Source organism: Nostoc sphaeroides (assembly GCF_003443655.1).
Taxonomy (GTDB): Bacteria; Cyanobacteriota; Cyanobacteriia; order Cyanobacteriales; family Nostocaceae; genus Nostoc; species Nostoc sphaeroides.
Genome location: NZ_CP031941.1, coordinates 2149401 through 2172524 on the forward strand (window position 1 = coordinate 2149401; position 23124 = coordinate 2172524).

General features: G+C 41.6%; 19 protein-coding genes. 8 read left to right on the top strand and 11 right to left on the bottom strand.

Going from position 1 to position 23124, the window contains the following annotated elements; translation table 11 throughout:
- Positions 1-22 precede the first annotated feature (22 nt).
- Positions 23-3682 (bottom strand): pyruvate:ferredoxin (flavodoxin) oxidoreductase, encoded by a 3660-nt coding sequence (gene nifJ, locus D1367_RS09715; RefSeq protein WP_118171254.1) that lies wholly within the window; start codon positions 3680-3682, stop codon positions 23-25.
- 395 nt (positions 3683-4077) lie between these two features.
- Positions 4078-4242, bottom strand: a complete 165-nt coding sequence (locus tag D1367_RS31740; protein WP_220451026.1) for a hypothetical protein — start codon at positions 4240-4242, stop codon at positions 4078-4080.
- 260 nt (positions 4243-4502) lie between these two features.
- On the opposite strand from D1367_RS31740, the gene D1367_RS09725 reads away from it, so the two are divergent.
- Together D1367_RS09725 and D1367_RS09730 are read left to right on the top strand one after the other, a co-directional pair.
- Positions 4503-6209 carry a hypothetical protein gene (locus D1367_RS09725; RefSeq protein ID WP_118166211.1) on the top strand — a complete coding sequence of 569 codons (1707 nt, stop codon included), beginning with the start codon at positions 4503-4505 and terminating at the stop codon, positions 6207-6209.
- A 492-nt stretch (positions 6210-6701) separates the two neighbouring features.
- The gene (locus D1367_RS09730) at positions 6702-7094 is read left to right on the top strand and encodes a hypothetical protein (protein WP_118166214.1); all 393 of its coding nucleotides are present in this window, start codon (positions 6702-6704) and stop codon (positions 7092-7094) included.
- 234 nt (positions 7095-7328) lie between these two features.
- Here the strand turns inward: D1367_RS09730 and D1367_RS33425 are convergent, their stop codons facing one another.
- A complete protein-coding gene (locus tag D1367_RS33425; protein ID WP_228674572.1) occupies positions 7329-7523 on the bottom strand; it encodes a hypothetical protein in 195 nt (64 codons plus the stop codon).
- Positions 7524-8130: 607 nt separating this feature from the next.
- Here D1367_RS33425 and D1367_RS09740 point away from each other — a divergent pair.
- Positions 8131-9150 carry an RNA polymerase sigma factor, RpoD/SigA family gene (locus tag D1367_RS09740; protein WP_244944995.1) on the top strand — a complete coding sequence of 340 codons (1020 nt, stop codon included), beginning with the start codon at positions 8131-8133 and terminating at the stop codon, positions 9148-9150.
- Positions 9151-9265: 115 nt separating this feature from the next.
- Positions 9266-9760, top strand: coding sequence for an ureidoglycolate lyase (locus D1367_RS09745; RefSeq protein ID WP_118166220.1), 495 nt, complete (start codon positions 9266-9268; stop codon positions 9758-9760).
- 120 nt (positions 9761-9880) lie between these two features.
- On the opposite strand, the gene D1367_RS09750 is transcribed toward D1367_RS09745, so the two are convergent.
- The 3 genes from D1367_RS09750 to D1367_RS09760 form a co-directional block, all read right to left on the bottom strand.
- Positions 9881-11041 (bottom strand): GNAT family N-acetyltransferase, encoded by a 1161-nt coding sequence (locus D1367_RS09750; protein ID WP_118166223.1) that lies wholly within the window; start codon positions 11039-11041, stop codon positions 9881-9883.
- A gap of 109 nt (positions 11042-11150) precedes the next feature.
- A complete protein-coding gene (galK, locus tag D1367_RS09755) occupies positions 11151-12233 on the bottom strand; it encodes a galactokinase (protein ID WP_118166225.1) in 1083 nt (360 codons plus the stop codon).
- Between the two features lie 5 nt (positions 12234-12238).
- Positions 12239-13327: a M24 family metallopeptidase gene (locus tag D1367_RS09760; protein ID WP_118166228.1), complete on the bottom strand. Its 1089-nt coding sequence runs from the start codon at positions 13325-13327 to the stop codon at positions 12239-12241.
- 23 nt (positions 13328-13350) lie between these two features.
- Here D1367_RS09760 and D1367_RS30660 point away from each other — a divergent pair, with 23 nt between their 5' ends.
- The gene (locus D1367_RS30660; protein ID WP_181985124.1) at positions 13351-13497 is read left to right on the top strand and encodes a hypothetical protein; all 147 of its coding nucleotides are present in this window, start codon (positions 13351-13353) and stop codon (positions 13495-13497) included.
- Here D1367_RS30660 and D1367_RS09765 read toward each other — a convergent pair.
- From D1367_RS09765 to D1367_RS09785, 5 genes are all read right to left on the bottom strand, one after another.
- A complete protein-coding gene (locus D1367_RS09765; protein WP_118166231.1) occupies positions 13486-13881 on the bottom strand; it encodes a type II toxin-antitoxin system VapC family toxin in 396 nt (131 codons plus the stop codon). The two genes, D1367_RS30660 and D1367_RS09765, sit on opposite strands and share 12 nt — an antisense overlap.
- Positions 13881-14168 (bottom strand): hypothetical protein, encoded by a 288-nt coding sequence (locus tag D1367_RS09770; RefSeq protein ID WP_118171260.1) that lies wholly within the window; start codon positions 14166-14168, stop codon positions 13881-13883. The genes D1367_RS09765 and D1367_RS09770 overlap by 1 nt, the downstream gene beginning before the upstream one ends.
- A gap of 220 nt (positions 14169-14388) precedes the next feature.
- Entirely contained in the window at positions 14389-15285 is an 897-nt protein-coding gene (locus D1367_RS09775; RefSeq protein WP_118166234.1) for a restriction endonuclease, read from the bottom strand.
- Between the two features lie 337 nt (positions 15286-15622).
- Positions 15623-16723 carry a galactose-1-phosphate uridylyltransferase gene (gene galT / locus D1367_RS09780; RefSeq protein WP_118166237.1) on the bottom strand — a complete coding sequence of 367 codons (1101 nt, stop codon included), beginning with the start codon at positions 16721-16723 and terminating at the stop codon, positions 15623-15625.
- Entirely contained in the window at positions 16702-18561 is a 1860-nt protein-coding gene (locus D1367_RS09785) for a glycoside hydrolase family 2 protein (protein ID WP_118166240.1), read from the bottom strand. The genes galT and D1367_RS09785 overlap by 22 nt, the downstream gene beginning before the upstream one ends.
- A 999-nt stretch (positions 18562-19560) precedes the next feature.
- On the opposite strand from D1367_RS09785, the gene D1367_RS09790 reads away from it, so the two are divergent.
- The 3 genes from D1367_RS09790 (at position 19561) to D1367_RS09800 (ending at position 23121) form a co-directional block, all read left to right on the top strand.
- Positions 19561-20370: a phytanoyl-CoA dioxygenase family protein gene (locus D1367_RS09790; protein WP_118166243.1), complete on the top strand. Its 810-nt coding sequence runs from the start codon at positions 19561-19563 to the stop codon at positions 20368-20370.
- 218 nt (positions 20371-20588) lie between these two features.
- Positions 20589-21809 (top strand): hypothetical protein, encoded by a 1221-nt coding sequence (locus D1367_RS09795; RefSeq protein ID WP_118166246.1) that lies wholly within the window; start codon positions 20589-20591, stop codon positions 21807-21809.
- 316 nt (positions 21810-22125) lie between these two features.
- Entirely contained in the window at positions 22126-23121 is a 996-nt protein-coding gene (locus tag D1367_RS09800) for a glycoside hydrolase family 43 protein (protein ID WP_118166249.1), read from the top strand.
- Positions 23122-23124 lie beyond the last annotated feature (3 nt).

Here is a 23124-nt window from a genome sequence, read left to right on the forward strand (position 1 = left end):
CAAACCTATTACCTGTTAACCATTACCTATTTGCCAGATATTGGTACATCTGCCAACGGGCATCTACCTCAGCTTGCGCTTGTTCTAACAAGTGCTTGGCTACGTCTGGTTTACTCTTGGTGAGCATTTTGAAGCGATTTTCTTGATACATCGAATGTTCTACCGATTGCGTAGGCGATCGCATATCCAATTGCAAGGGATTTTTACCTTGTTTGAGCAACTCTGGATTATGCCGATACAGCAACCAACGACCTGATTCTACCAAAGTTTTCTGATGATTCATGCCTGTGGTCATATTAATGCCGTGAGCAATGCAATGGCTGTAAGCAATAATTATTGATGGGCCATCATAAGCTTCTGCTTCTAGAAATGCTTTCAGGGTATGTTCATCTCTAGCACCAAGGGCTACACTCGCTACGTAGACATTTCCGTAGGTCATGGCAATCATCCCTAAGTCTTTCTTCCCTCCTGGCTTACCACTGGCGGCATATTTAGCAACTGCTGCTCGTGGCGTAGCTTTAGAAGATTGACCGCCTGTATTAGAATACACTTCTGTATCCATGACCAAAATATTCACATTTCGACCACTAGCAATTACATGATCGATGCCGCCAAAGTTAATATCATAAGCCCAACCATCACCGCCAACAATCCAGACGCTTTTTCTCACCAAATAATCAGCAAGGGATTTTAGATTTTGGATTTTAGATTTTAGATTAGGATCGCGAGTTACGATTTCATCTAACCTCTGCTGCAAAAGTTCTATTCTTTCGCGCTGTTCCCAAATGTCAGCCTCAGATTTTTGTTCAGCTTTGAGAATAGATTGAACCAAATCCTCAGAAACTATTTCCCCACTCCCCACTCCCCACTCCCCACTCCCTAACTGCTGCAACAATTCCGCCGCAAACTCAGCTTGTTTATCTAAGGAAAGGCGGAAGCCAAAACCGAATTCGGCGTTATCTTCAAATAGATTATTAGACCACGCGGGGCCGCGTCCTTGGGCGTTGGTTGTCCAAGGAGTTGTGGGGAGATTACCACCATAGATTGAGGAACAACCTGTAGCATTGGCGATGACGGCGCGATCGCCAAACAATTGTGTTAATAATTTTAAGTAAGGTGTTTCACCACAACCTGCACAAGCACCAGAGAATTCAAATAAAGGTTCTTGCAGTTGTTGTTGGCGAATCTGGTTTAATTTTAGCGATCGCCTGTCAGGATTAGGTAAACTCAAAAAGAAATCCCAGTTTTTTCGCTCTTCTTCCCGCAATGGCAATTGCTGTGCCATGTTAATCGCTTTCCGCAATGGCTCAGATTTATCTTTAGCAGGGCAAATATTTACACAAATAGTGCATCCTGTGCAATCTTCTGGGGCAACTTGAATGGTAAATTTTTGATTGGCAAAGTCTTTATCTTTTGCACCAGTTGACTTGAAGGTTTCTGGTGCATTGACTAACTCATCCGCTTGATAAGCCTTTGCCCGGATGGCACTATGGGGACAAACCATCACGCACTTACCACATTGAACGCAGACATCCGGCTCCCACACAGGTATCTCTTCGGCAACGTTACGTTTTTCCCATTTGGCAGTACCTACGGGAAAAGTACCATCAACAGGTAGGGTGCTAACAGGTAAATCATCACCTTCCCATATCATGATTTTACCCAGAACGTCCCGCACAAATTCGGGAGCGGAGTTAAGTGAGGAGTGAGGAGTTAGGAGTGAGGAGTTAGGACTTGTACTGAGCGGAGCCGAAGTAGTTAGGATTGTTTGGGGGACATCTACTTTATGCAAGTTGTCTAGGGTGTTGTCTACAGCTTGCAAGTTCATGCGGACAACTTCTACGCCTTTTTTACCGTAAGTTTTGTCAATTGCTTGTTTGATTTTAGCGATCGCTTCTTCTTGTGGCAAGACACCCGCTAAGGCAAAGAAGCATACTTGCATAATGGTGTTAATTCTGCCACCCATGCCACTGTCGCGGGCAACTTGGCTAGCATTGATGACGTATAACTTCAAATGCTTGTCGATAATTTGCTGCTGCACCTTCATCGGCAGATATTCCCAGACGGTATCTGCATTGTATGGACTGTTAATCAACAAAGTCGCCCCAGGAATAGCAGCTTTCAAAATATCTATGCGTTCTAGAAATCCCCAGTGATGACAACCAATAAAGTTGGCTTGGTCAATTAGGTAAGTAGAGCGAATTGGTTTTGGCCCGAAGCGTAGGTGAGAGACGGTTATTGAGCCAGATTTCTTGGAATCATAGACAAAGTAGCCTTGGGCGTAATTGTCGGTTTCTTCACCAATAATCTTGATAGAATTTTTATTAGCTCCAACAGTGCCATCAGCACCCAACCCATAGAACATTGCCCTAACAACGTCATCCGATTCTGTAGAGAAATTAGGGTCAAAGCTCAAGGAAGTATAACTAACGTCGTCATTAATCCCGATAGTAAAATGCTTCTTCGGCTGGCTTTGCGCGAGATTATCGAAGATACCCTTCACCATCGCCGGAGTAAATTCTTTAGAAGAAAGACCGTAACGCCCACCGATAATTTTAGGGTATGAGACAGTATTTTCTCCCCCTGCAACGCCAGCCTCCCCTGCTCCCCCTGCTCTCTTATCTCCCCACGCTTCATGGATAGCAGCTACAACATCTAAATACAAAGGCTCACCGGCGCTACCTGCTTCTTTGGTGCGGTCGAGAACTGCGATCGCTTGTACACTAGTTGGTAATACTGCAACAAACCTTTGGACATCAAAGGGGCGGTAAAGTCGCACTTTTACTACACCAAGTTTTTCACCACGGGCGTTGAGATAATCGACTGTTTCATGGACGGTTTCACAACCTGAACCCATAAGAACGATAACGCGATCGGCATCGTTAGCGCCGTAATATTCATAGATTTTATAATGCCTTCCCGTGCGATCGCCAAATTCATCCATGATGCGCTGGACAATATCTGGACAGGCGTTGTAATAAGGGTTAGCACCTTCCCGTCCTTGGAAGTAGACATCGGGGTTTTGGGCAGTCCCGCGCAAAACTGGACGATCTGGGGTGAGGGCGCGACTGCGGTGGGCGAGTATTAGGTTATCGTGGATGAGCGATCGCAAATCGTCATCTGAGAGCAATTTGACTTTCTGCACTTCATGTGATGTGCGGAAACCATCAAAGAAGTGCATAAACGAGACTCGCGTCTCTAGGGTAGCAGCATGAGCAATCAGAGCAAAATCTTGACTTTCCTGCACCGAAGCCGAACACAATAGAGCAAAACCAGTAGCGCGGGCTGCCATCACATCGCTATGATCGCCAAAAATTGATAACGCATGAGTAGCCAAAGAACGGGCGGCAACGTGAACCACAGCGCTAGTCAACTCACCAGCAATTTTGTAAAAGTTGGGTATCATCAACAATAATCCCTGAGATGCCGTGAAGGTGGTACTCAAGGAACCTGTTTGTAATGCCCCATGCACAGCACCGGCGGCTCCCCCTTCGCTCTGCATCTGCACGACGCTGGGAATAGTACCCCAGAGGTTGGGACGACTTTCTGCTGACCAAGCATCTGCCCATTCACCCATTGCTGAAGAGGGGGTGATAGGATAAATGGCAATCACTTCATTTAATTTGTAAGCAACACGGGCAACAGCCTCATTCCCGTCGATGGTTGCAAAGGTTTTGTTCATAATTTGATTTTTGTCCCCGCCTCTAAGCTGCATTATCAGAACATGTGAGTATAAGAATCAGAAATAGCCAAAATTAGAAGTTGAGTGTATTATCTACATTAAAAATTTATCGGTAGGATTTACTCCGTGATTAAAGGATAATTTATTGATGACTTTTGGCTCTGAAGTTAACTTTTAACAAATACTGCATCTATTAATATCTCATCCACAATACTGCATCTATTAATATGTATTAATAATGTACTCAATAGCCAAAGTCTCTGTTTGATAAGACTTTCAAATAATTTATTCTTTTTTGTGGGGTATAGGGGCGGGAATTTTTGATATATTTTGCTTAAAGAAAAAGAAATAAAATGTTAGAGGATGTCTGAAAAGTTTTTGATAGGTGATTTTAATCACGCAAGTTGTTTGAGCATCAGACGAATCATAGCAATGTCAACACATTGGAGATTGTAGATGGCAGATTGGAGATTGTCTGCACCCACAAGGGGTGCAGCTTGAGGATTTGAGATTGATAATTTTAGATTTATTCCGTCCACGAGGGACGGGGCTTGTACCAAATTCAATCTGCTTTTCTTTAATCTTCGATCTCCAATCTTCTCCGTAAACGAAGGCTTCTGTCGTTTCCGGTAAGATTTCATGGAAGTCGGCGGTAAACTCTATCCCGCAAGTAGCGTGGAGTTTTTCATAATTCTTACTGAATCGCGTTTATGATAATTTTTTAGGGTTAACCTATTTTTTACTTTTTAATAATATATTTTTAATTACCTACCTTTAAAATATTGTGATATTTCATGAAATCTTCTTTGTAGTATCTTAAATGACATCAACAAGCACTAATAAGGTTCCTGTAGTCAGCGTTAGCACAGATTCCCGGAATGTCAGAGAAGGCGACCAACTACGCTGGAACTTCAACCTGACTCAGCCTGCTCCAGCAGGTGGTCTAATCGTTGAATTTGCCCTTACCCAAGACAGCGACCCCTTACCAGGTGACATCCAATATAACGTCGCAGGTGGCACCAACATTACCAGTTTTGAACTCCTGCGTAACAGTGCAGGTGTAATTACCGGGGCGAAAGTGGGTATCGCGGCGGGGGCAACTGCTGCCAGTCTCGTCAACAACATCATTGCCGATAACCTCACAGAAGGGCCAGAAAGCGTTACTTATACGCTGATTAATGGCACAGGCTATGCGGTGAATCCGACAAGGAATGCCGCACAGTTCACGATTCTCAATACTTCTACTACTCCTGTAGTCAGCGTTAGCACAGATTCCCGGAATGTCAGAGAAGGCGACCAACTACGCTGGAACTTCAACCTGACTCAGGCGGCTCCAGCAGGTGGTCTAATCGTTGAATTTGCCCTTACCCAAGACAGCGACCCCTTACCAGGTGACATCCAATATAACGTCGCAGGTGGCACCAACATTACCAGTTTTGAACTCCTGCGTAACAGTGCAGGTGTAATTACTGGGGCGAAAGTGGGTATCGCGGCGGGGGCAACTGCTGCCAGTCTCGTCAACAACATCATTGCCGATAACCTCAGAGAAGGGCCAGAAAGCGTTACTTATACGCTGATTAATGGCACAGGCTATGCGGTGAATCCGACAAGGAATGCCGCACAGTTCACGATTCTCGATACTTCTACTACTCCTGTAGTCAGCGTTAGCACAGATTCCCGGAATGTCAGAGAAGGCGACCAACTACGCTGGAACTTCAACCTGACTCAGGCGGCTCCAGCAGGTGGTCTAATCGTTGAATTTGCCCTTACCCAAGACAGCGACCCCTTACCAGGTGACATCCAATATAACGTCGCAGGTGGCACCAACATTACCAGTTTTGAACTCCTGCGTAACAGTGCAGGTGTAATTACTGGGGCGAAAGTGGGTATCGCGGCGGGGGCAACTGCTGCCAGTCTCGTCAACAACATCATTGCCGATAACCTCACAGAAGGGAGAGAAATCCTTACTTATACCCTGATTAGTGGCATCGGCTATGGGGCGAATCCGACAAGGAATGCCGCACAGTTCACGATTCTCGATACTTCTACTACTCCTGTAGTCAGCGTTAGCACAGATTCCCGGAATGTCAGAGAAGGCGACCAACTACGCTGGAACTTCAACCTGACTCAGCCTGCGCCGACAAATGGTCTAATCGTTGAATTTGCCCTTACCCAAGACAGCGACCCCTTACCAGGTGACATCCAATATAACGTCGCAGGTGGCACCAACATTACCAGTTTTGAACTCCTGCGTAACAGTGCAGACATAATTACTGGGGCGAAAGTGGGTATCGCGGCGGGGGCAACTGCTGCCAGTCTCGTCAACAACATCATTGCCGATAACCTCACAGAAGGGAGAGAAATCGTTACTTATACCCTGATTAGTGGCATTGGCTATGGGGCGAATCCGACAAGGAATGCCGCAGAGTTCACGATTCTCGATACTTCTACTACTCCTGTCGGTTTCGGCACAGAGTACAACTTTGGTGGAGATAATTTAACGACTATACCTCAACCATTCCTATAGTTAGCATCAGTGCCACTTCCGTGTAATTACAGCAGTTTTCATTGATGCTATCCACATCTGTCGTAGTGGTTTAACAATACTAAACCTCCGCGACAGATGTTGTCTATTTACCTGAAAATTAATCTAAGTTTTCAGCATCCAGTTGATTTCAGGAAAGCACCATAGAAACGACATCAGGAGATAAGCAACCAATTCCACCTGAGCATTAATGTTAATCCGCCATTTTGAGACAATACGGTTCACTTAAGGCCAAAACTGTTGTTTTACGAACCGCAGAGGCGCAGAGAACACAGAGAGAAGAAAGAGTATAAATGCTTAACTGATTAGATAAAAGTCTACATTTGACCTTCGCTATATCTTTAATGAAGTTTAGCCCAACTTCTTGCTACCTATGTTAACCTGGAGTATTAAAACTAGCCTGCTATTTTTTGGTTTCTGTATCTAGCCAATTTTAATTATTAAACTGAATATTAAATCTAAAGAGATTGAATTATGAAATTATCTTCTATCACCTTAGTTGTAGTGATTAGTGCATTCGCTCTCCCCCAGAGTGCATTCGCTAACCAAGAAAATGTTCCCATCACAACAGACGATTACAATCAAGCTGGAATTTTATTAACGGAACCAGCCACAATTAACACTACATGGAGTAATTTTACCGGACAATCCAATAATCCTAAACAAACTGCTGAATCAATTTTGCTAGAACAGGAGGGAGGATGCAAAAAGATTAACCCGCTTGAGTTCATCAATAACCCAGGTGCTTTTTTTAAGGAATGTCAAAAGCCAACAAACACCCAAACTTCTCAAAGTAGTGAGCCAATTGAGTATCTCAAGGTTCCTAAACTCGATTCTGGTATTAGTGTGACAGTTACTAAGTTTTGATATACAACTTTTTTAACAAGAGATAACTAATTATTGGTATAATCATTTGGATTTATTCATAAGTGTGTAATTATGTCAAGCTAAGGTGAAAACTAGTAAGCAGGGAAGCCTTAAGATATTGTCTCGTTAAGGATTTCAGATGATTTTTGGAGAAGTCAGGAATCTTGTTATTTAAATTAAGCTGTATAATAATTAACCATCTGATAACGTAAATATTTTCTGAAAATAGGATAATTACTTGCGATCGCGGGTGTTGCTGTCTTGCCAAGTATTATCCTTGATGTTAATGTGACCATTATTACTACTTTTAGTCAAAAAAATGTCGCCAAGAGTAATTACATTGATAATACACCCAATGCAGATGTCTGCGTGCAGTATGAGACAAGCGCAATTATCATAGATACCTTTGAGAGATAAGCAAAATAGCACAAATGAAAATAAATAAATAAATTGTTATTTTGTGTTTTAATAATCTTCAATTACGACTAATTTAGAGATTTCCTATTCTTAAGTTGTTTATTGTACAATACACTTCAGTTAAGCAATTTTTTCCTTCTCTTTCTTCTCTCTCTGTGTCCTCTGCGCCTCTGTGGTAGCCTGCGGCAAGCCGCTCCGCGTCTACGTTAAAAAAAAACAAATTTGACTCATAGTGCTAGCCTTAACCCAAGCGGATTGGTTTATTGTAATAAAATACTTGTCGGGGCAATTTTTGATTATTCATAAAGTATATTGGAAAATTAAATCAATAATAATTAGGTTTCCAGATATGCAAATATCAATAATAAATCAGTGTAATAGGTTAAAAATATGGTGATGATACTTGAGGCAATTGATTTGTCACCACTGATGATGTTATTATTAGGGGGTGGGTTGATTTTGGGTTTATTATCTCCAAGAATTAACTTGTAATGTATCATAGACCAGAATTCATCATCAGTATTGCCAATTGATTGATTAGCAGTGTGAAATGGCTATGGGTCTGAATATCTAGACTTGGTACCAATAAATTGATGACGTTACAGAGGAGCAAATAACCATGAGCAACTTAACATCTCCACCTACCGAAGTTCAAAAAACGAAGAAAAAAAGTTTAGCCGCAGATAAAAAACCTCGAGCTACAGATGATATTGTGCGTAGTTATCTGCAAGAAATCGGGCGTGTAGATTTGTTGACTCGTGAACAAGAGGTTATTTTTGCTGAACAAGTGCAGCAGATGATGAATTTATTAGCTGCTAAAGAAGAATTGGCTGTGAAATTAAATAACGAACCCACGCTGCAAGAATGGGCAGATCGGGTGGAGTTAAGTGTTGAGGTGGTAGAGCAACGGCTAAATTTAGGACATCAAGCCAAGCAGAAAATGATTCAGGCTAATCTCCGGTTAGTGGTAGCAGTGGCGAAGAAATACCAGCACCGCAACCTGGAATTTATGGATTTAATTCAAGAAGGTACTTTAGGTTTAGAGCGAGGGGTGGATAAATTTGATCCCGCTCTTGGTTATAAGTTTTCTACCTACGCTTACTGGTGGATTCGTCAAGGAATCACAAGAGCGATCGCTCAACAAGGACGGACAATTCGTTTACCGATCCACGTCTTTGAGAAACTGAACAAAATTAAACGGGTGCAGCGAGAATTATCTCAACAATTAGGTCGGGTTCCCACTACTGCTGAAATCGCTAAAGCGTTATCTTTGACACCTAGCCAAGTGCGAGAGTGTTTGTACTTAGCGCGTCAACCTTTCTCTTTAGAGGCGCGAGTTGGTGAACAACAAGATACAGAATTGCAGGACATACTAGAGGATGATGGCCCATCTCCCGAAGACTATGCTGTTGAAGAATCTTTGCACCAAGATTTACAAGACTTGTTGGCAAAGTTGTCTCCCCAGCAGCGAGAAATATTAACCTTGCGCTTTGGTCTGACTGATGGATATGAACTTTCTTTAGCACAGATTGGCGATCGCATGGGTATTAGTCGAGAACGGGTACGTCAAATAGAGCAAAAAGCCCTCAGTCTCCTCCGCCGCCAGAAAGAACAAGTACGTAGTTATCTAGCTAGCTAAATAATTCATAATTTATAATTACTAATTCATAATTTAATTTTTTAATTTATGAATTAATAATTATTGGCGATTATGCGGGAAAATCAAGCTAAGTAATCTCTCTCAAAGATTTGATATGAGTGCATCAAAGACAGTCCAACAATTGCAAGCACAATCGGTGAATTCTGAAAACTTTCGGCGTTATGGACAGGTGATTTTTGCAAGTCTTGATGGCAAAGCTTACGATGTGGAAGATGCCCAATTAAACCTGCATAACGGGATTCCCCGATTTTATATTATGCAGTTGGAGAAGAGAGGGCGAAAGTTTCACAAAATTACTCGCCATGTGCGATGTACTCAATGTCTGGGTTCTTTAGAAGGGAAGGATTGGTTAATTGCAGTTTGTCCTCCTAATAATGATGTGAATGAACCAGCATTAGAAGAGATTGCTGCTTTCCGTATTCCGGGGAATTGTTTTATTAAGCTACATGAGGGTACTTGGCACGCTGGCCCCCATTTTGACCATGAATCTGTAGATTTTTATAATTTAGAACTAGCTGACACAAATGTGGTCGATCATTTCACCCATGATTTTCTCAAGAGTCATCAATTAGAGTTTGAGATGGTTTAGGTGAGATTGGGTTAAATAAATTATATTGGGGATTGGGGATTGGGGATTGGGTATTGGGAAAACTCTTTCCTAGTCCCTAGTCAACTTAAAGTTTACTTTATAAATCATCTCTTATTATTCTTAATTACTAAAAATTTGATACCGCTTTGTAAATTGTCTTTTAAGCATTTTAAGCTTTTTGAGGATATATGCAGGCAGGAATCCAAACATCAAAGAAATCAGTTGATGCGAATATACTTGTATAGTATAGTGTGGGCGTTTATCCATCTTCCAATTGTCATACCAAGGAAAATCACTAATTAGATTAATCTCGTCAACTTTATCCTCATAAGCTGACTTAACTACTTGTTCAAAAAGTATAGTGCCAGGAGAAAATTTGGAATAACTCTCATCGTAAGCCAGCTTCCAAATAATGGTTGAACGCTTCAACTTAATCGCTAAATTGATTGCGATTGTCTTCCCTTCAGCTTCAAGTAATTGCCATTCAAGCCAACCAGCTTCTGATAATCGGCGTGTAAGATTTGTGTAAAATGATATATCTGTTGATGAACTTGCAATTAATTTTCCTCTAGTTCTTTTCCAACTGGCAGCTTCCACTTCTATTAATTGAGGTAAATGTTTTTCAGTGGCGTCGCTTCCTTTGAGGAAAATAGTTTTCACCCCTTCTAGTTGATAAAGTTTCTTTCCCGATCTTTTGATAGTACTTTTTAAATTACCACTGAGGTTTTTTCGATATTCATCAAAACAGCCAGTTATTTTTAAGTGAGCTCCCATCATCCAATCAAGCTCTTTAATGAGGATAATATGTGACATCCCTTCTAAAGCAGCAATAGTCGGTGAATTCTCCGGTAAACGGTTAAATACCATGCCCAGATGATGGGGACAAAATTGCCTCGCAGCATCAATAAGGACTGGAATAATTATATTTTCAAGCCCCAATGCGGCTACAATATCAAGCGAACATGATTGTGAAGACCTACGTGTAACTAAGAACGAAAAATTGAATCCAAAGAACCTCTTTGGAGTTACAATTAGCGGCAAAACACCTACTAGCTCAGAATCATTATAAGCAAATACACAAAACCATGATTCGTCAACTTCCACATAGTGTTCAAAATATGATGATACCCATGCATAGGATGTCATTGGTAACTGTTGAGTAGATTCAAAAACAAGCTGATTCCAACTGTCTGCATGGAGCTTGAGTTCTTCAAGGTTTTCAGCAATCTGTATTTTTAATTTTTCCTTAGTTAATAATTTTGATTGTGTTAATGCTACCATAGTGATAAATCTCTAATTGCCAAGTTTTTGTAAGCAATATTGTACATTAGAATACACTGAGGATTTAGTATAATCCATCGGGGAGAATTAATTCGCGCTATAAACAACTTTAAGCTGCATCAGTTAATCCCAAAGAAGGAACCAAAATTTGTCCGTTGTAACCTGCTTGGTTGTATTGTTCAAGGACATGAGTTGCAATACCTTTGCTTTCACCCGATCTAACCAAAGCTACACTTGCTCCCCCAAAGCCTGCACCCGTCAGTCTTGCACCAAACACCCCTTCTGTTTTCTGCAAAATCTCTACCAACCTATCTAGGGCTGGTACTGAAACTTCGTAATCATCTCGCAAGCTGGCGTGGGAAGCGTTCATCAATTCACCAAAGCGTTCAGATGTTACTCCCTGCAAAACCTCCAAGACGCGGTTATTTTCTGTAACTACATGACGGGCACGACGCTGTAGTGGTTCGGGTAATGTTTTTGTTACATTAACATCAGTAATATCTCGCAATGCTTTAACTTTGAGCGATCGCGCCGCTTCTTCACACTCAGCCCGACGCTGGTTATAACCGCTACCTGCAAGTGTGCGGGGTACACCGCTATCAATAACCAAAATCTCCGCTTTTTCAGGCAAAGGCATCACGCGGCGTTCTAAAGTCCGTGTATCTAAAAACAAGATATGTTCAGTATCAGCCAAACTAGAAGCCATCTGATCCATGATGCCGCATTGTACGCCAGCATATTGAATTTCTGCTTGCTGGGCGAATTGGGCGATTTCAACATCATCAATGGGAAGGTTCAGAAGTTGGCGTAATGCCCGGAGGGTTGCCACTTCCAAAGCTGCGCTGCTAGATAAACCTGAACCCATCGGAACCGAAGATTTGACGTAGACACAAAGTGATGGTATTGTATATCCTGCTTTTTGCAAAAGCTCAATACAGCCAAAAATATAACTGGCGAATCCAGAGGGCGTATGATTGATATCTGAAATGCTCACTTGCTCGTTGAGATTTTCCGAGTAAAAGTGATGTTGGCTATCGCTACTAAAACCTAGCTGTACCATTGTACTTTGAGGAATCGCAGTTGGAAGAACGAAGCCATCGTTATAATCGGTATGTTCGCCTAGTAAATTTACTCTTCCTGGCGCACTAGCTTGAGTTTCAGGTGGTTTACCGAATACTTGTTGAAAATCCATAATTATTAATTATATAAAGGTACAGGGCGCAATCTTCCTTCTACCTCAACATTAGGGAAATTTTGATCAAAAGTCAGATTTTCCAACTTTCCATCTTTCAAAATTACAAAAGTATCTTCAACCTTTGCCCCAGTTAAACTGGGATTCCAAGCAACAGCAATACCTTCTGCCAAAGCATCAGTAGTGGTTGGATTTGCTACGATTTCTCGCGCTAAATATCCAGTAGTTCCTCCCTGGTGATGTTCACGGATGGCATTAGGAAATCCATGCTGCTCATAAGCCTGAGCTAGCGCGTGATAAACTGTGTCCAAAGTGGTTCCAGGTTGGCACAAATTCAAAACTACTGCTTCTATTTCGCGCACATGGGAATGCAATTCTGCCCGTTCGTCTGAGAGCTTACCAAAACAAACAAATCGCGTCAAATTTGCATACAAACCGTAACCTCTAGCGCAAAACACTAGCATCGCTTGCCGTCCAATCTGTTCTGCTGTGGGTGTAGCATGACGGTATAGCGGTAAACGCCTCTCACCCGCTACCAGTGTCAACGCCGGATGTAAGCCTTGCGCCCATAATGCCTCTGCACCCGCACCCGCTAACTGATATTCTGTCCAAGTTGGCTTGGCAACTTTGAGTACTTCTGTCATTGCCTGACTAGCTTTTTGCCCAACTTGGCGATATCGCTCTAATTCACTTGACATCATTACCCGTTTATGCAATTGCAGAGATGGGGGTAATGGCTGTTCTAAATTGGAGATGGGGCGATCGCTAATTACTTTCCCTCCGCCAGTTGCATCACGAACAAAAGACTCACGGGCAGCACCATCAGCCCAAGGGTTCACATACACCTTAAAATTAGCAGGCAGTTCTTCATCCTGAAGACGTTGCGCTTCAATTTCATCCGTCAATACCCAAGCATCTTCAGTAGTTATTAATACTTCTGCTACGCCACTTTCAGCAGTAAGCAGCACGGTGTTAGAAGCGCCAGCCGTCGCCCAGGCAAACCAGTCTGTACCGCGCAAGCGCACGCCTTGCACTTCGGTTTCACGCAAAGTTTGCCTGATTAACTCTAGTTTTTTGGAGACTTCTTCGTTCATAGGAAAAACACGGATAGATACAGATGATTATCAAACTTATCTGCGTCGGTCTGCGTCTGTCTGAGGTTGGTATTCCAAATGGTACACTAGCGATCGCTATTACCCCAGATTACTCAACAATAGTGATATGGCAGTGTATCAATTGTATTAATCTATATCTAATTTTCTAACCAGTTCTCTAATTGTAAGTTATCAATATTACTAAAATCTTTGATGTTATTAGTCACGAGAATATCATTGCGAGAACGAGCAACAGCAGCAATTAACGCATCTAATTCTCCAGTTGGTTTACCAATATTTTTGAGTTCGCTTTGAATCTTGCCAAATTCAGTAGCTGCTTCTAAATCAAATGGTTCTATGGGTAATAGCTCAGTAAACTGCTGCAAATTTTCCAGATTCTTGGACATCTGTTGAGAATAGTAAACGCCTTTATAAAGTTCAGCAACTATAATTGTTGATAGATAACATTGGCTAAAGTAGCGATTAAATTTTTTCACTGCTTGAGGGTTTTCTTTGAGAAGTGCAATGCAAATGTTAGTATCTAACAGATACATTAGCTGTTATCCTGATTATCAATTGAGTCTATGTTTCTACCTTGGTAAGTATGACGTTCTTGGTCAATCTCTACAAATATTTCTGTTAAATCTGGTTGATTTTTCCACACTCCAAATAATTTATTTAATTTAGCTAATCTCTCTTCTTCTGTTAAATTAACTTTTGGTTCGCATATTTTATTTTCAATAAATTCTAAGTCTATAATTATTTCTGTTCCATCTGGAATGTTATTTAATTGCTCTAATATTTCTATATTTTGACCGCGTTTTATTCCTCTGACTTTCATTTTATTTTCTCCTTGATATTTTGACACATTATCATTGTAAAATCTAGATTTCATCCTTTGTTTCATATTCTGTATGAAAATGAATTTTAAAAGGCTCTGCCTTTAGTGACAGCAGAGGCAGAGCCTCTATAATTGTATTCCCAGTCTGAGACTGGGAACGAGATAATAAATTTTAACGGGTACGTTATTAAGGCACGCTACTTGCTGAGGTTATTTAACTTCAATTAATGTCATGTGAACAATATATTTTCCCTTTAAAAGCAGCTTGCTTTCTTGCATGTTCTAATAATTGCTGAAATGTATAAATACCAGATATAACATTCATTAGATGAATACCATCTAAAAGAAGTACCTTAATATTTTTACCTGTGGTTAAAGAAGATAACGCGTCTTCAGAATAACCATTCATTGCAATAAATAATCCAAAGGATTGCATCTTACCTTCTACTTTCATATAAAGACTGGAAATATGGCTTTGATTAACTTGCTCTGCAATCCACTTTAATTCGACTAGATAATAATAAGCATCATATTTAATAGCTCCGTCTATTTGCTCTCCTACTATTTTGAACGAATCTTCCACAGGAATACCACTTATCCTCATCAAATTAGAGAAGATTTTTTCTAATTCATAACCTCTTTTTTGTGGAGGGAATTTATAAGACTCAATAAAACGCTCTTTTAAGCGTGATTGTTGAGAATAATAATCTTCCTTTTTTTCTTCTTGTTCTTTATATTCTTTCTTTTCTTGTTCCCTTTTCTGACGAGCTATTATTTCTTTTAACTTAATACTACTATTTTTACTTATTTCTATTTTATGCTTATTATCTTCTGGCTCAAAGTTTTCTCTTTCTATCAAAATCCTTACAAAATTTCGTGATATTTCGAGCCTTCTATCATAATGAAAATTACGTAATTCTTCATAAAGTAAATCCATTAATCGTCTTTTTGTCAGAGATTTACCTTCGCTATTAGTCCTGGAAAACAAATCTTCGCATACTGGAGACGGAACTCCTGAATTTAACCAAGTTTTTTTAAGATGGGCTTTATACCAATACAGATTAGAGATACCTGATTTAATCAGGAGTTCAACTTCTTCGCTAAATACATCTAACATTCGTAAAAATCCTATTTTCAGTTTCTTTTTGTTAATTCCTTAAAATAAATTTATGTTTAACAACGAAAATACTTTATCTTTTGTATAAAAAAGATTATATACAGATGTATTATTAAGCGTATATATGTAATCACTCCGGTTAACCGTATATAGTATTACCTGTTAACAGAATTCCTAACGTTGGCAAGTAGTTCACATAAAAAACTGATTTTTAAAGCCTCATATTGCGTAACAATAATTACCAGTATATATTAACTAAACTGTATTGGGATATCAATTTTGAATTTGAGGCGCATACTTTATGAAATGCGCCTTTTATCAGTTGCCTATTTTCTCTTTATGCGGAAATTGGCATTTCAATATCTACAGCCACAGCCTGTAGCTCCTTCGCTTTCTCCTCCGGTAAAGCATCATTGGCAAACATCCCTGCTGCAAGTTCAGTTCCCGCTAGATACTTCAGCCTTTCGCTTGTTCGATATGGTGGAAAAAACTCGGCGTGTAAATGCGCTTCGGGATGCGCTAAACCGTCAGTTGGTGCTTGGAACCAAGCCATCAAGTAAGGAAATGGACGATTCCACAAGCCGTCATACTTGAGAGTGACAGTTTTTAATGCCTTAGCAAGTCCCCAACGTTGCTGTGGGGTAAGATCCATAAAAGTGCCAACTGGCTCTTTTGGTGCTATCCAAACTTCATAGGGGTAACGAGCGCATACCGGGACAAATGCGATCGCATACTCATCTTGATAAATAATCCGTTGATTGTCTGCAATTTCCTTCTGAATCAAGTCTTGCAGTAAACCCCGCCGATGTTTTTCATAATACTCCTGCTGCATTGACAGCATCCGCGCCGGCACAGGCGGTGTAAAAGGATAGGCGTAAATTTGCCCGTGGGGATGGTGCAATGTTACACCCACCTCTACACCTTTATTTTCAAATGGCAGCACGTACTGAATTTGGGAATTTGCTCCTAATACGCGGGTGCGATCGCCCCACACTTGCAACAGCAAATCAAGGTGTTCCAATTCCAGAGAACTAAGGGAAGCTTGGGCATTTTGAGCAAAAACCACCACTTCACACGCCCCATTTGCAGGCAATGTTTCCACAATACACTCCGGTGGGTTGTGTGCCGTTTGAGCCATTGAGGGAAAGCGATTATCAAACACCGCTACATCATACTTACCTGGGGGAAGTTCTGTAGGAAACTCCGGTTTAGTAGTGGGTGCAAGGGGGTTATATTCCGGGGGTGGCATGAAAGTCCGCCCTTGACGGTGAGAAGCGTAAGCAACCCATTCGCCGCGTAAAGGATGCCAGCGCAGGTGGGGATTTGCCTGCACTGGTTCATTACTAGGGCTAGTGGCGATGATATTATCGGCAATCGGGTATCGACTATATAAGGTCAGTGGGCGACCATCCGGCTTTAACAGCTTGTGGGAGTACATAAACCTTGTCCTGAGAGGGTTGCAGCGCGGATCGCCTCAATGGGAAATTTCGGGGTGCGATCGGCGTATAATAAACCGTTAGCTTCTTGGAAAGTATCTGTTAATTGGGTGTAGCAAAATCCGCTAAATAGCTCGATATCATTAATCGTTAGAAGCAGAGAAGCGTATTTCATTTCTAGCTCGGAAATATTGGAGCAACGCTCATATCCCCAAGCTTTATCTGCATCGGGGTTATCAACAGGGGCATAGGCAATACCACCAAACTCAGTCAGCATCACTGGCTGTCCCTGATGGGGAAAGTTATCCAGTGTCAGGATGCGCCCTCCAGGACGCTTCCGGTCAAACAAATCTGATAGCTTCACTTCTGGCCCATAGCGATGACCTAATCGTTGTGCGTGGGTGTCGTAGTCATGAATAGCCAGAATATCTGTATCCGTACTTTCCCAGCCATCGTTGGCAATCACTGGGCGGCTCGGATCGAGAGTCTTAGTTAAGTGATACATTGCTAAAACGTAGTTTCGGTGAGCCGCAGTCTCAACCAAATTCGGAACTCCCCAGGATTCATTAAACGTTACCCAAGCTACGATACAGGGGTGGCTGATATCTCGCTTAATCACCTCAGCCCACTCTCGCGTCGTGCGTTCCACAGCTTTCGGTGTGAAACGATATGCACTGGGCATCTCCTCCCATACTAACAACCCCAGCTTATCTGCCCAATATAAAAATCGCGGGTCTTCAATTTTCTGGTGCTTACGGACTCCGTTAAAACCCATTGCTTTGGTGAGTTCAACATCGCGGCGCAATGCGCCATCGTCCGGTGCTGTCATTAGCGAATCTGGCCAGTAGCCTTGATCGAGAACTAAGCGCAAATAATAAGGACGACCATTGAGCATAAAGCGATCGCGCTGTATCCCCACAGTCCGCATTGCTGTATAGGATTTTGCTTCATCCAAAAGCTCATTGTTATGCCAAAGTTCAATGTGGGCATCCATTAGAGTGGGCTTTTCTGGACTCCACAGCAATTCGTTGCGGTAGTCGTCGATACCTGGATCGGAAAGGGAGATGCGACGCCCAATTTCTCCGTTAAACACTTCATAAGTATCGTTTGCTAGCACGTTATTGCCAATGCTCAGTTTTACCTTGATTTGGATACCAGCAGGCGCATCACCTGCGATCGCAGCATAACAACCAACTTCCCACCGCTCGAAATCGGGACTCCACCGGATGTGATCGATGTAAGTTTTACCCACCCGCTCAATCCAGACTGTTTGCCAAATACCACTGGTGCGAGGATACCAAATACTGTGCGGTTCCAATTGCCAATCCTGCTTTCCTCTAGGCTTGGCAAGATCACCAGGATCATCCTGCGCCCAGACTGTTATTTTAGTTATGCCAGTATCATTCAAAACTGCGGTAATATCGAGCGTGAAAGGAGTATGTCCCCCTTCATGCTCTAGCATATATTGACCATTCACCCATACACGGGCGCGATAATCCACAGCCCCAAAGTGCAGTAATAATCTGCCGTCACCTTCAGGCGTTTCAAATTCTCGCTCATACCAGCAGTTTGGATGAAAACCTGTATCACCAATACCACTTTTGGTAGATTCGGGAGCGAAGGGAACTTGTATATAATGACTCCACCTCTGGATATCGCCTGGTTGAACACATCGCCCTTCATCGTCAAATGCGAACTTCCACTCACCGTTTAAATTTAGCCAGTGCGATCGCTGTAACTGTGGACGTGGATACCCAGCCTCTGGGAAACCAGAAACCCTTTGATTATCTGTATTAGAGGGTAATTCAACTTTACGATTTTGTATATCCAACAACTTCATTAAAACCTCTTAATGTAACTACAATAGAACAAATTTTTCTGTGCCTTCGGTTTCAAGTAAACTAGGCTCTTTTGAGACATTCCAGGAGTTTTTTACTCCTTCCTCTGTAATCTATATAACTTTATACCTGTACTTACATAACGCTATTTATCGCTTAATAGTAAACATAAAATACATCAAGCGCCCTAGTATTAGGGCTGCAAAATTAGGTATAGACTATAGACTCGTGACATTATGGCACACATATCGTGAATATTTGCCAAGTCGGCAGGAAAAAATCAGGTAAGCTGTTCCATATTTAAATTGCATCTACTGGGCGGGCAAAACGGCTACCCCACAACAGTTATGCTGAATTCGGTTTTGCAAATTAACTCTATTGCCCAATAACGCTGAAAGTTTTTTTAACTAATTCTGGGGGTTTAAGTCAAGAACAACTAACAAGACGTTGGGCGATCGCTCATTCGAGTCGCGGCAAATTTTCTGGGGGGTCTAAGAGGACAAAATTCACATCAAAGGAAATTTCCGCTCCGGTTTGGCGCTAAATGTCCGTTACAAAACTTAATTAAGAATTACGAATTATTTTCATTCTTGGATTACAGAGTTGCAGGTAATTTTCAGAACCCGTGTGATGAATGTGTGGCAAAAACTCCCATCTTGGCAGCAAAGGTAGCACTTTTTGCTTTCAGTACTTTTTTCACCTCTTACTAAATTTATAATATCACAATTTGGGCAGTGAACTGCCTGAAGAACCATTGCTGTATTTCTGATTCAGCACCTTACCTCAGAACCGGAAAACCTTAGAAACTAATCAACCGGTTTGTGCTATCAGCCACCAAATAAAGCCGTATCTTTAAAGAGATTACGATAACCTAAGTCTACAAAAACTGATAAGTCAATTCCAGAAATGGTGCGTTATTATCGACGAACAATTGCAAAAACTGCTATTGAGAGTGCAATTTAAATTCGACTTTAACATGATGAATTGGCGAGGATAAGAAAATGGTTCAAAGTATAGGCAGAGTAAATAAATATACAGATACTGACCTAAACCGATTTGCCGAAGACCTGAATCGAGACGGAATTTGTGTGATTCGCGGTCTTTTTGATCAAGAATTGATTAGCGAATGGGCAAAAGCTTTTGAAAATTTATTCCGAGAACGCCAAAATCAACCAGGTGGACTGGCTCCCCGTGAAATTGCTCGTTACTATCTAACATTGCCTTGGGTTTCCCCCTTTGCCAACGTGGAAGTTTTCGCCAATCCAGTGATTATGGGTGTGCTGGAGCGAGTATTTTTTCAGGAATATGTGATGGTTCAGTTGGGAGTTGATCTCCCAGTACAAGGTTCGGATTATCAGGAAATCCACCGGGACTATCGCCCTTTGTTTTCCGATCAAATAGTAACGCCACTCTACGCCCTTGCAGTTAACTTCCCACTTGTGGAAGTAACGGCAGAAAACGGCCCGTTCCAGATGGCGTGTGGTACGCATCTTTTGCCGCGTGAAGAGGGGCTAAGGAAAATTGCCACTGGTGAAATTCCGATGGAATCTTTCTATATGCAGCTAGGGGATGCGATGATTCGGACACCTTTGGCGCTGCATCGAGGTTCACCAAATCGGACTAACCAGCCAAGACCGATGGTAGTTATGGGCTATGCTATGCATTGGTTGCACACGCCGAAGGTAGATTTAACTCTCCAACGAGACTATTATGAGAGCCTACCAGAGAATTTAAGGCAGATGATTCGGTGTCAGATTGTAGAACAATTGCCAAAAGAGAAGGTTGAAACTTACGTGAATTTTAAGTACTAGTAAACTATCAAAAACTCAAGAGAGTACTGCACCCATATCTACCAAGACTGGGTGCAGCATACTATACATGATTTTTTGATGAAGAGTTTATTTTTAACCGATAAGTGTTAAACGAACTCCTTGGGCCAATTATGGCGCAAGAAGATTAGAAAATTATTGCCTCAGTTTAAAATAGCAAATATACTTAAAATCTGCTGATTTTTTGTATAAATATTATTATGTCCTACATACCTGAAGAGTTTGGTAGCTTAAACTTTGAAATATCTAGCTCTGGTGAGCATTACAATGCTACTGGGAATTATATTCAAGAATTGAAGAGTTGTGCTGAAAAGGGTGGATACCAATATTCGTGGATGCCATTAGCTCTTGATTATGATATTCCCGAAATTACTGATGTTGACTATCGTACACAATGCCCAATTATATACAGTGAGCTTGGTAAATTCCACGGTAATCCAGCTTGTAATACATATTACTTACTGCCAAATAAACAAGGCTCAAATGGAGAAGATGTAATAATGCCAGCCGTAATTGCTTTTACAGATGGCAGCACTGAGGTAAATGAACAAGATTTACTGAAATACGCCAAGGCAGTTTCTTATATGCGCTTTGCCCTGAGAGATGCACGTAGGGAAAATGATCATGAATTTTGGAAAAATTTGTATGAAACTCATATTATCAGTAACAATGCCGTAATTGTGTTTTCTGAAGATGTAGAAAGAGCTAGAGAATGGGCGCAAGAAACTTTCCCTAATAATGTTGAATATGCAACACAAGGTAAAGTTGGTGAGTTTGCATTTAAAACATGGGCAAGTGAGCGTCGCTTGCCCCTAAGTAATATTGATTTAGTGGTTAGAGATACACCAGATCACTATGATTATTTGTACGAAATGCCCTTTTCAGGTGATAAGTTTCGTATTGATGTAAAAACTTATTTAGAAACATCTAAAAGCAAGAAGCGTAAACATTGGCACATTAGCAGAAGTTGTATTTATGGTTCCTACACAAAAGATATTTTTACTTTTGTAGTTTTAGAGGAAAGTATGCGATATGCCACTATCGTAGGAATGCTCTTTGCAAAGGATGTTGAGAGGGTAGGAGAGTATTGCAATTCCAATTATAATGATTCTGGATATTATAGGATATATGAAAAAGACCTAATAAATCCCTATTATGTTCAAGCTTTTTTTGATAGTTATTCACGTTTTATAAATGGTATGGGATTTGGAGTTTCATCAGCCAAAGCCTTAGAGGAAACAATTAAAGATTATCCAATAGACCCTGTTATTGCCCATGAACTAGGTTATCCAGATCCATATACACCACGTCGAGGTGGGCTTCACAACCTATGCTGTTTTGCAACTAAAAGAAGTATAATTCCCATATCACCTGATTTTGGTAATGATTTCCGCGAAAATGATTGGATGTCTCATTACTAGGTTGAATTGAAGTTTAATACTATTAATTCTCATTTAGGATTAGTAAAATTTCCTGATAGCTATTTCTTATGTACTAAATATACCCGCTTGCTTGGTATGTGAAAGTTCTGGATGCGGAGTGTTGGTTACAAGGGTTGGAGGCTGCGGGGTTAGATTTTTGATTACTGAATCGATGCTCTAGAGTTTTCGTATTTTTGTCAAGGACTCAAATTCAGTAATGCCGGAAAATTCAAGAACGCGAACCAGCATAAAGATAGTTGTTTTTACGATCGCACTTCCTCAAGAATTGAGTTAACACGCTATAGCGAGCGCCGAGATGTTAACTTATACCAATCCAGTCTACAAAGGCTATTTTGCCGATCCTTTTGTTTGGGAATTTGAGGGTGTATACTATGCGATCGGCACTGGTGCTGCCGTTGCGGAAGGAATGGTAGACGAAATCGCAAAACTACGTGTCTTCCCTCTATTACGCTCTCTCGATTTCATCAATTGGGATTTTGTAGATAACGCCCTGTTACGGCCAGACCCTTCCCTTGGCGATAATTTTTGGGCCCCGGAAGTTGCTTATTCTAATGGCAAGTTCTACCTCTACTACTCTGTAGGACACGAGGACAAGAATCATCAGTTGCGTGTTGCCACCAGCGATACTCCCTTGGGGCCATATAAAGATGTTGGTGAGCCACTTGTAGATCCGAATTCTTGCTCCTTCGCCATCGACCCCCACCCATTCCGTGATGATGATGGGCAATGGTATTTATTTTATGCTCGTGATTTTTTAGACACAGAAGGCGGCGTGCGGGCTGGCACTGCCCTCTTTGTAGACCGACTCCAAGATATGACGAAACTCTGCGGTGTCGGGAAAGTCGTTTTACGGGCACGTTCCGATTGGCAACGATTTTTAGCCAACCGATTGATGTATGGTGAACATTTTGATTGGCATACCTTAGAAGGCCCCTGTGTCCGTAAACATGAAGGTCGATATTATTGCTTTTATAGTGGTGGGCGCTGGGAAACTGAGGACTACGGTGTAGATTATGGAGTTGCGGATCATGTGATGGGGACTTATTCTGATTTCGGTAACGAAACGGGGCCACGGGTGTTGCGTTCGCTTCTTGATCGTGTCAAAGGGCCTGGACACAACTCAATTGTTGTCGCCCCCGATGGTCAGACTGAGTACATTGTCTACCATGCGTGGGATCTAAACATGGATGCACGGCGAATGTGCTTAGATAAACTCATTTGGACACCAGATGGCCCATATTGCGAAGGCCCCACTTGGACACCACAGGCGATCGCCTGTAAATCAATTTGATTT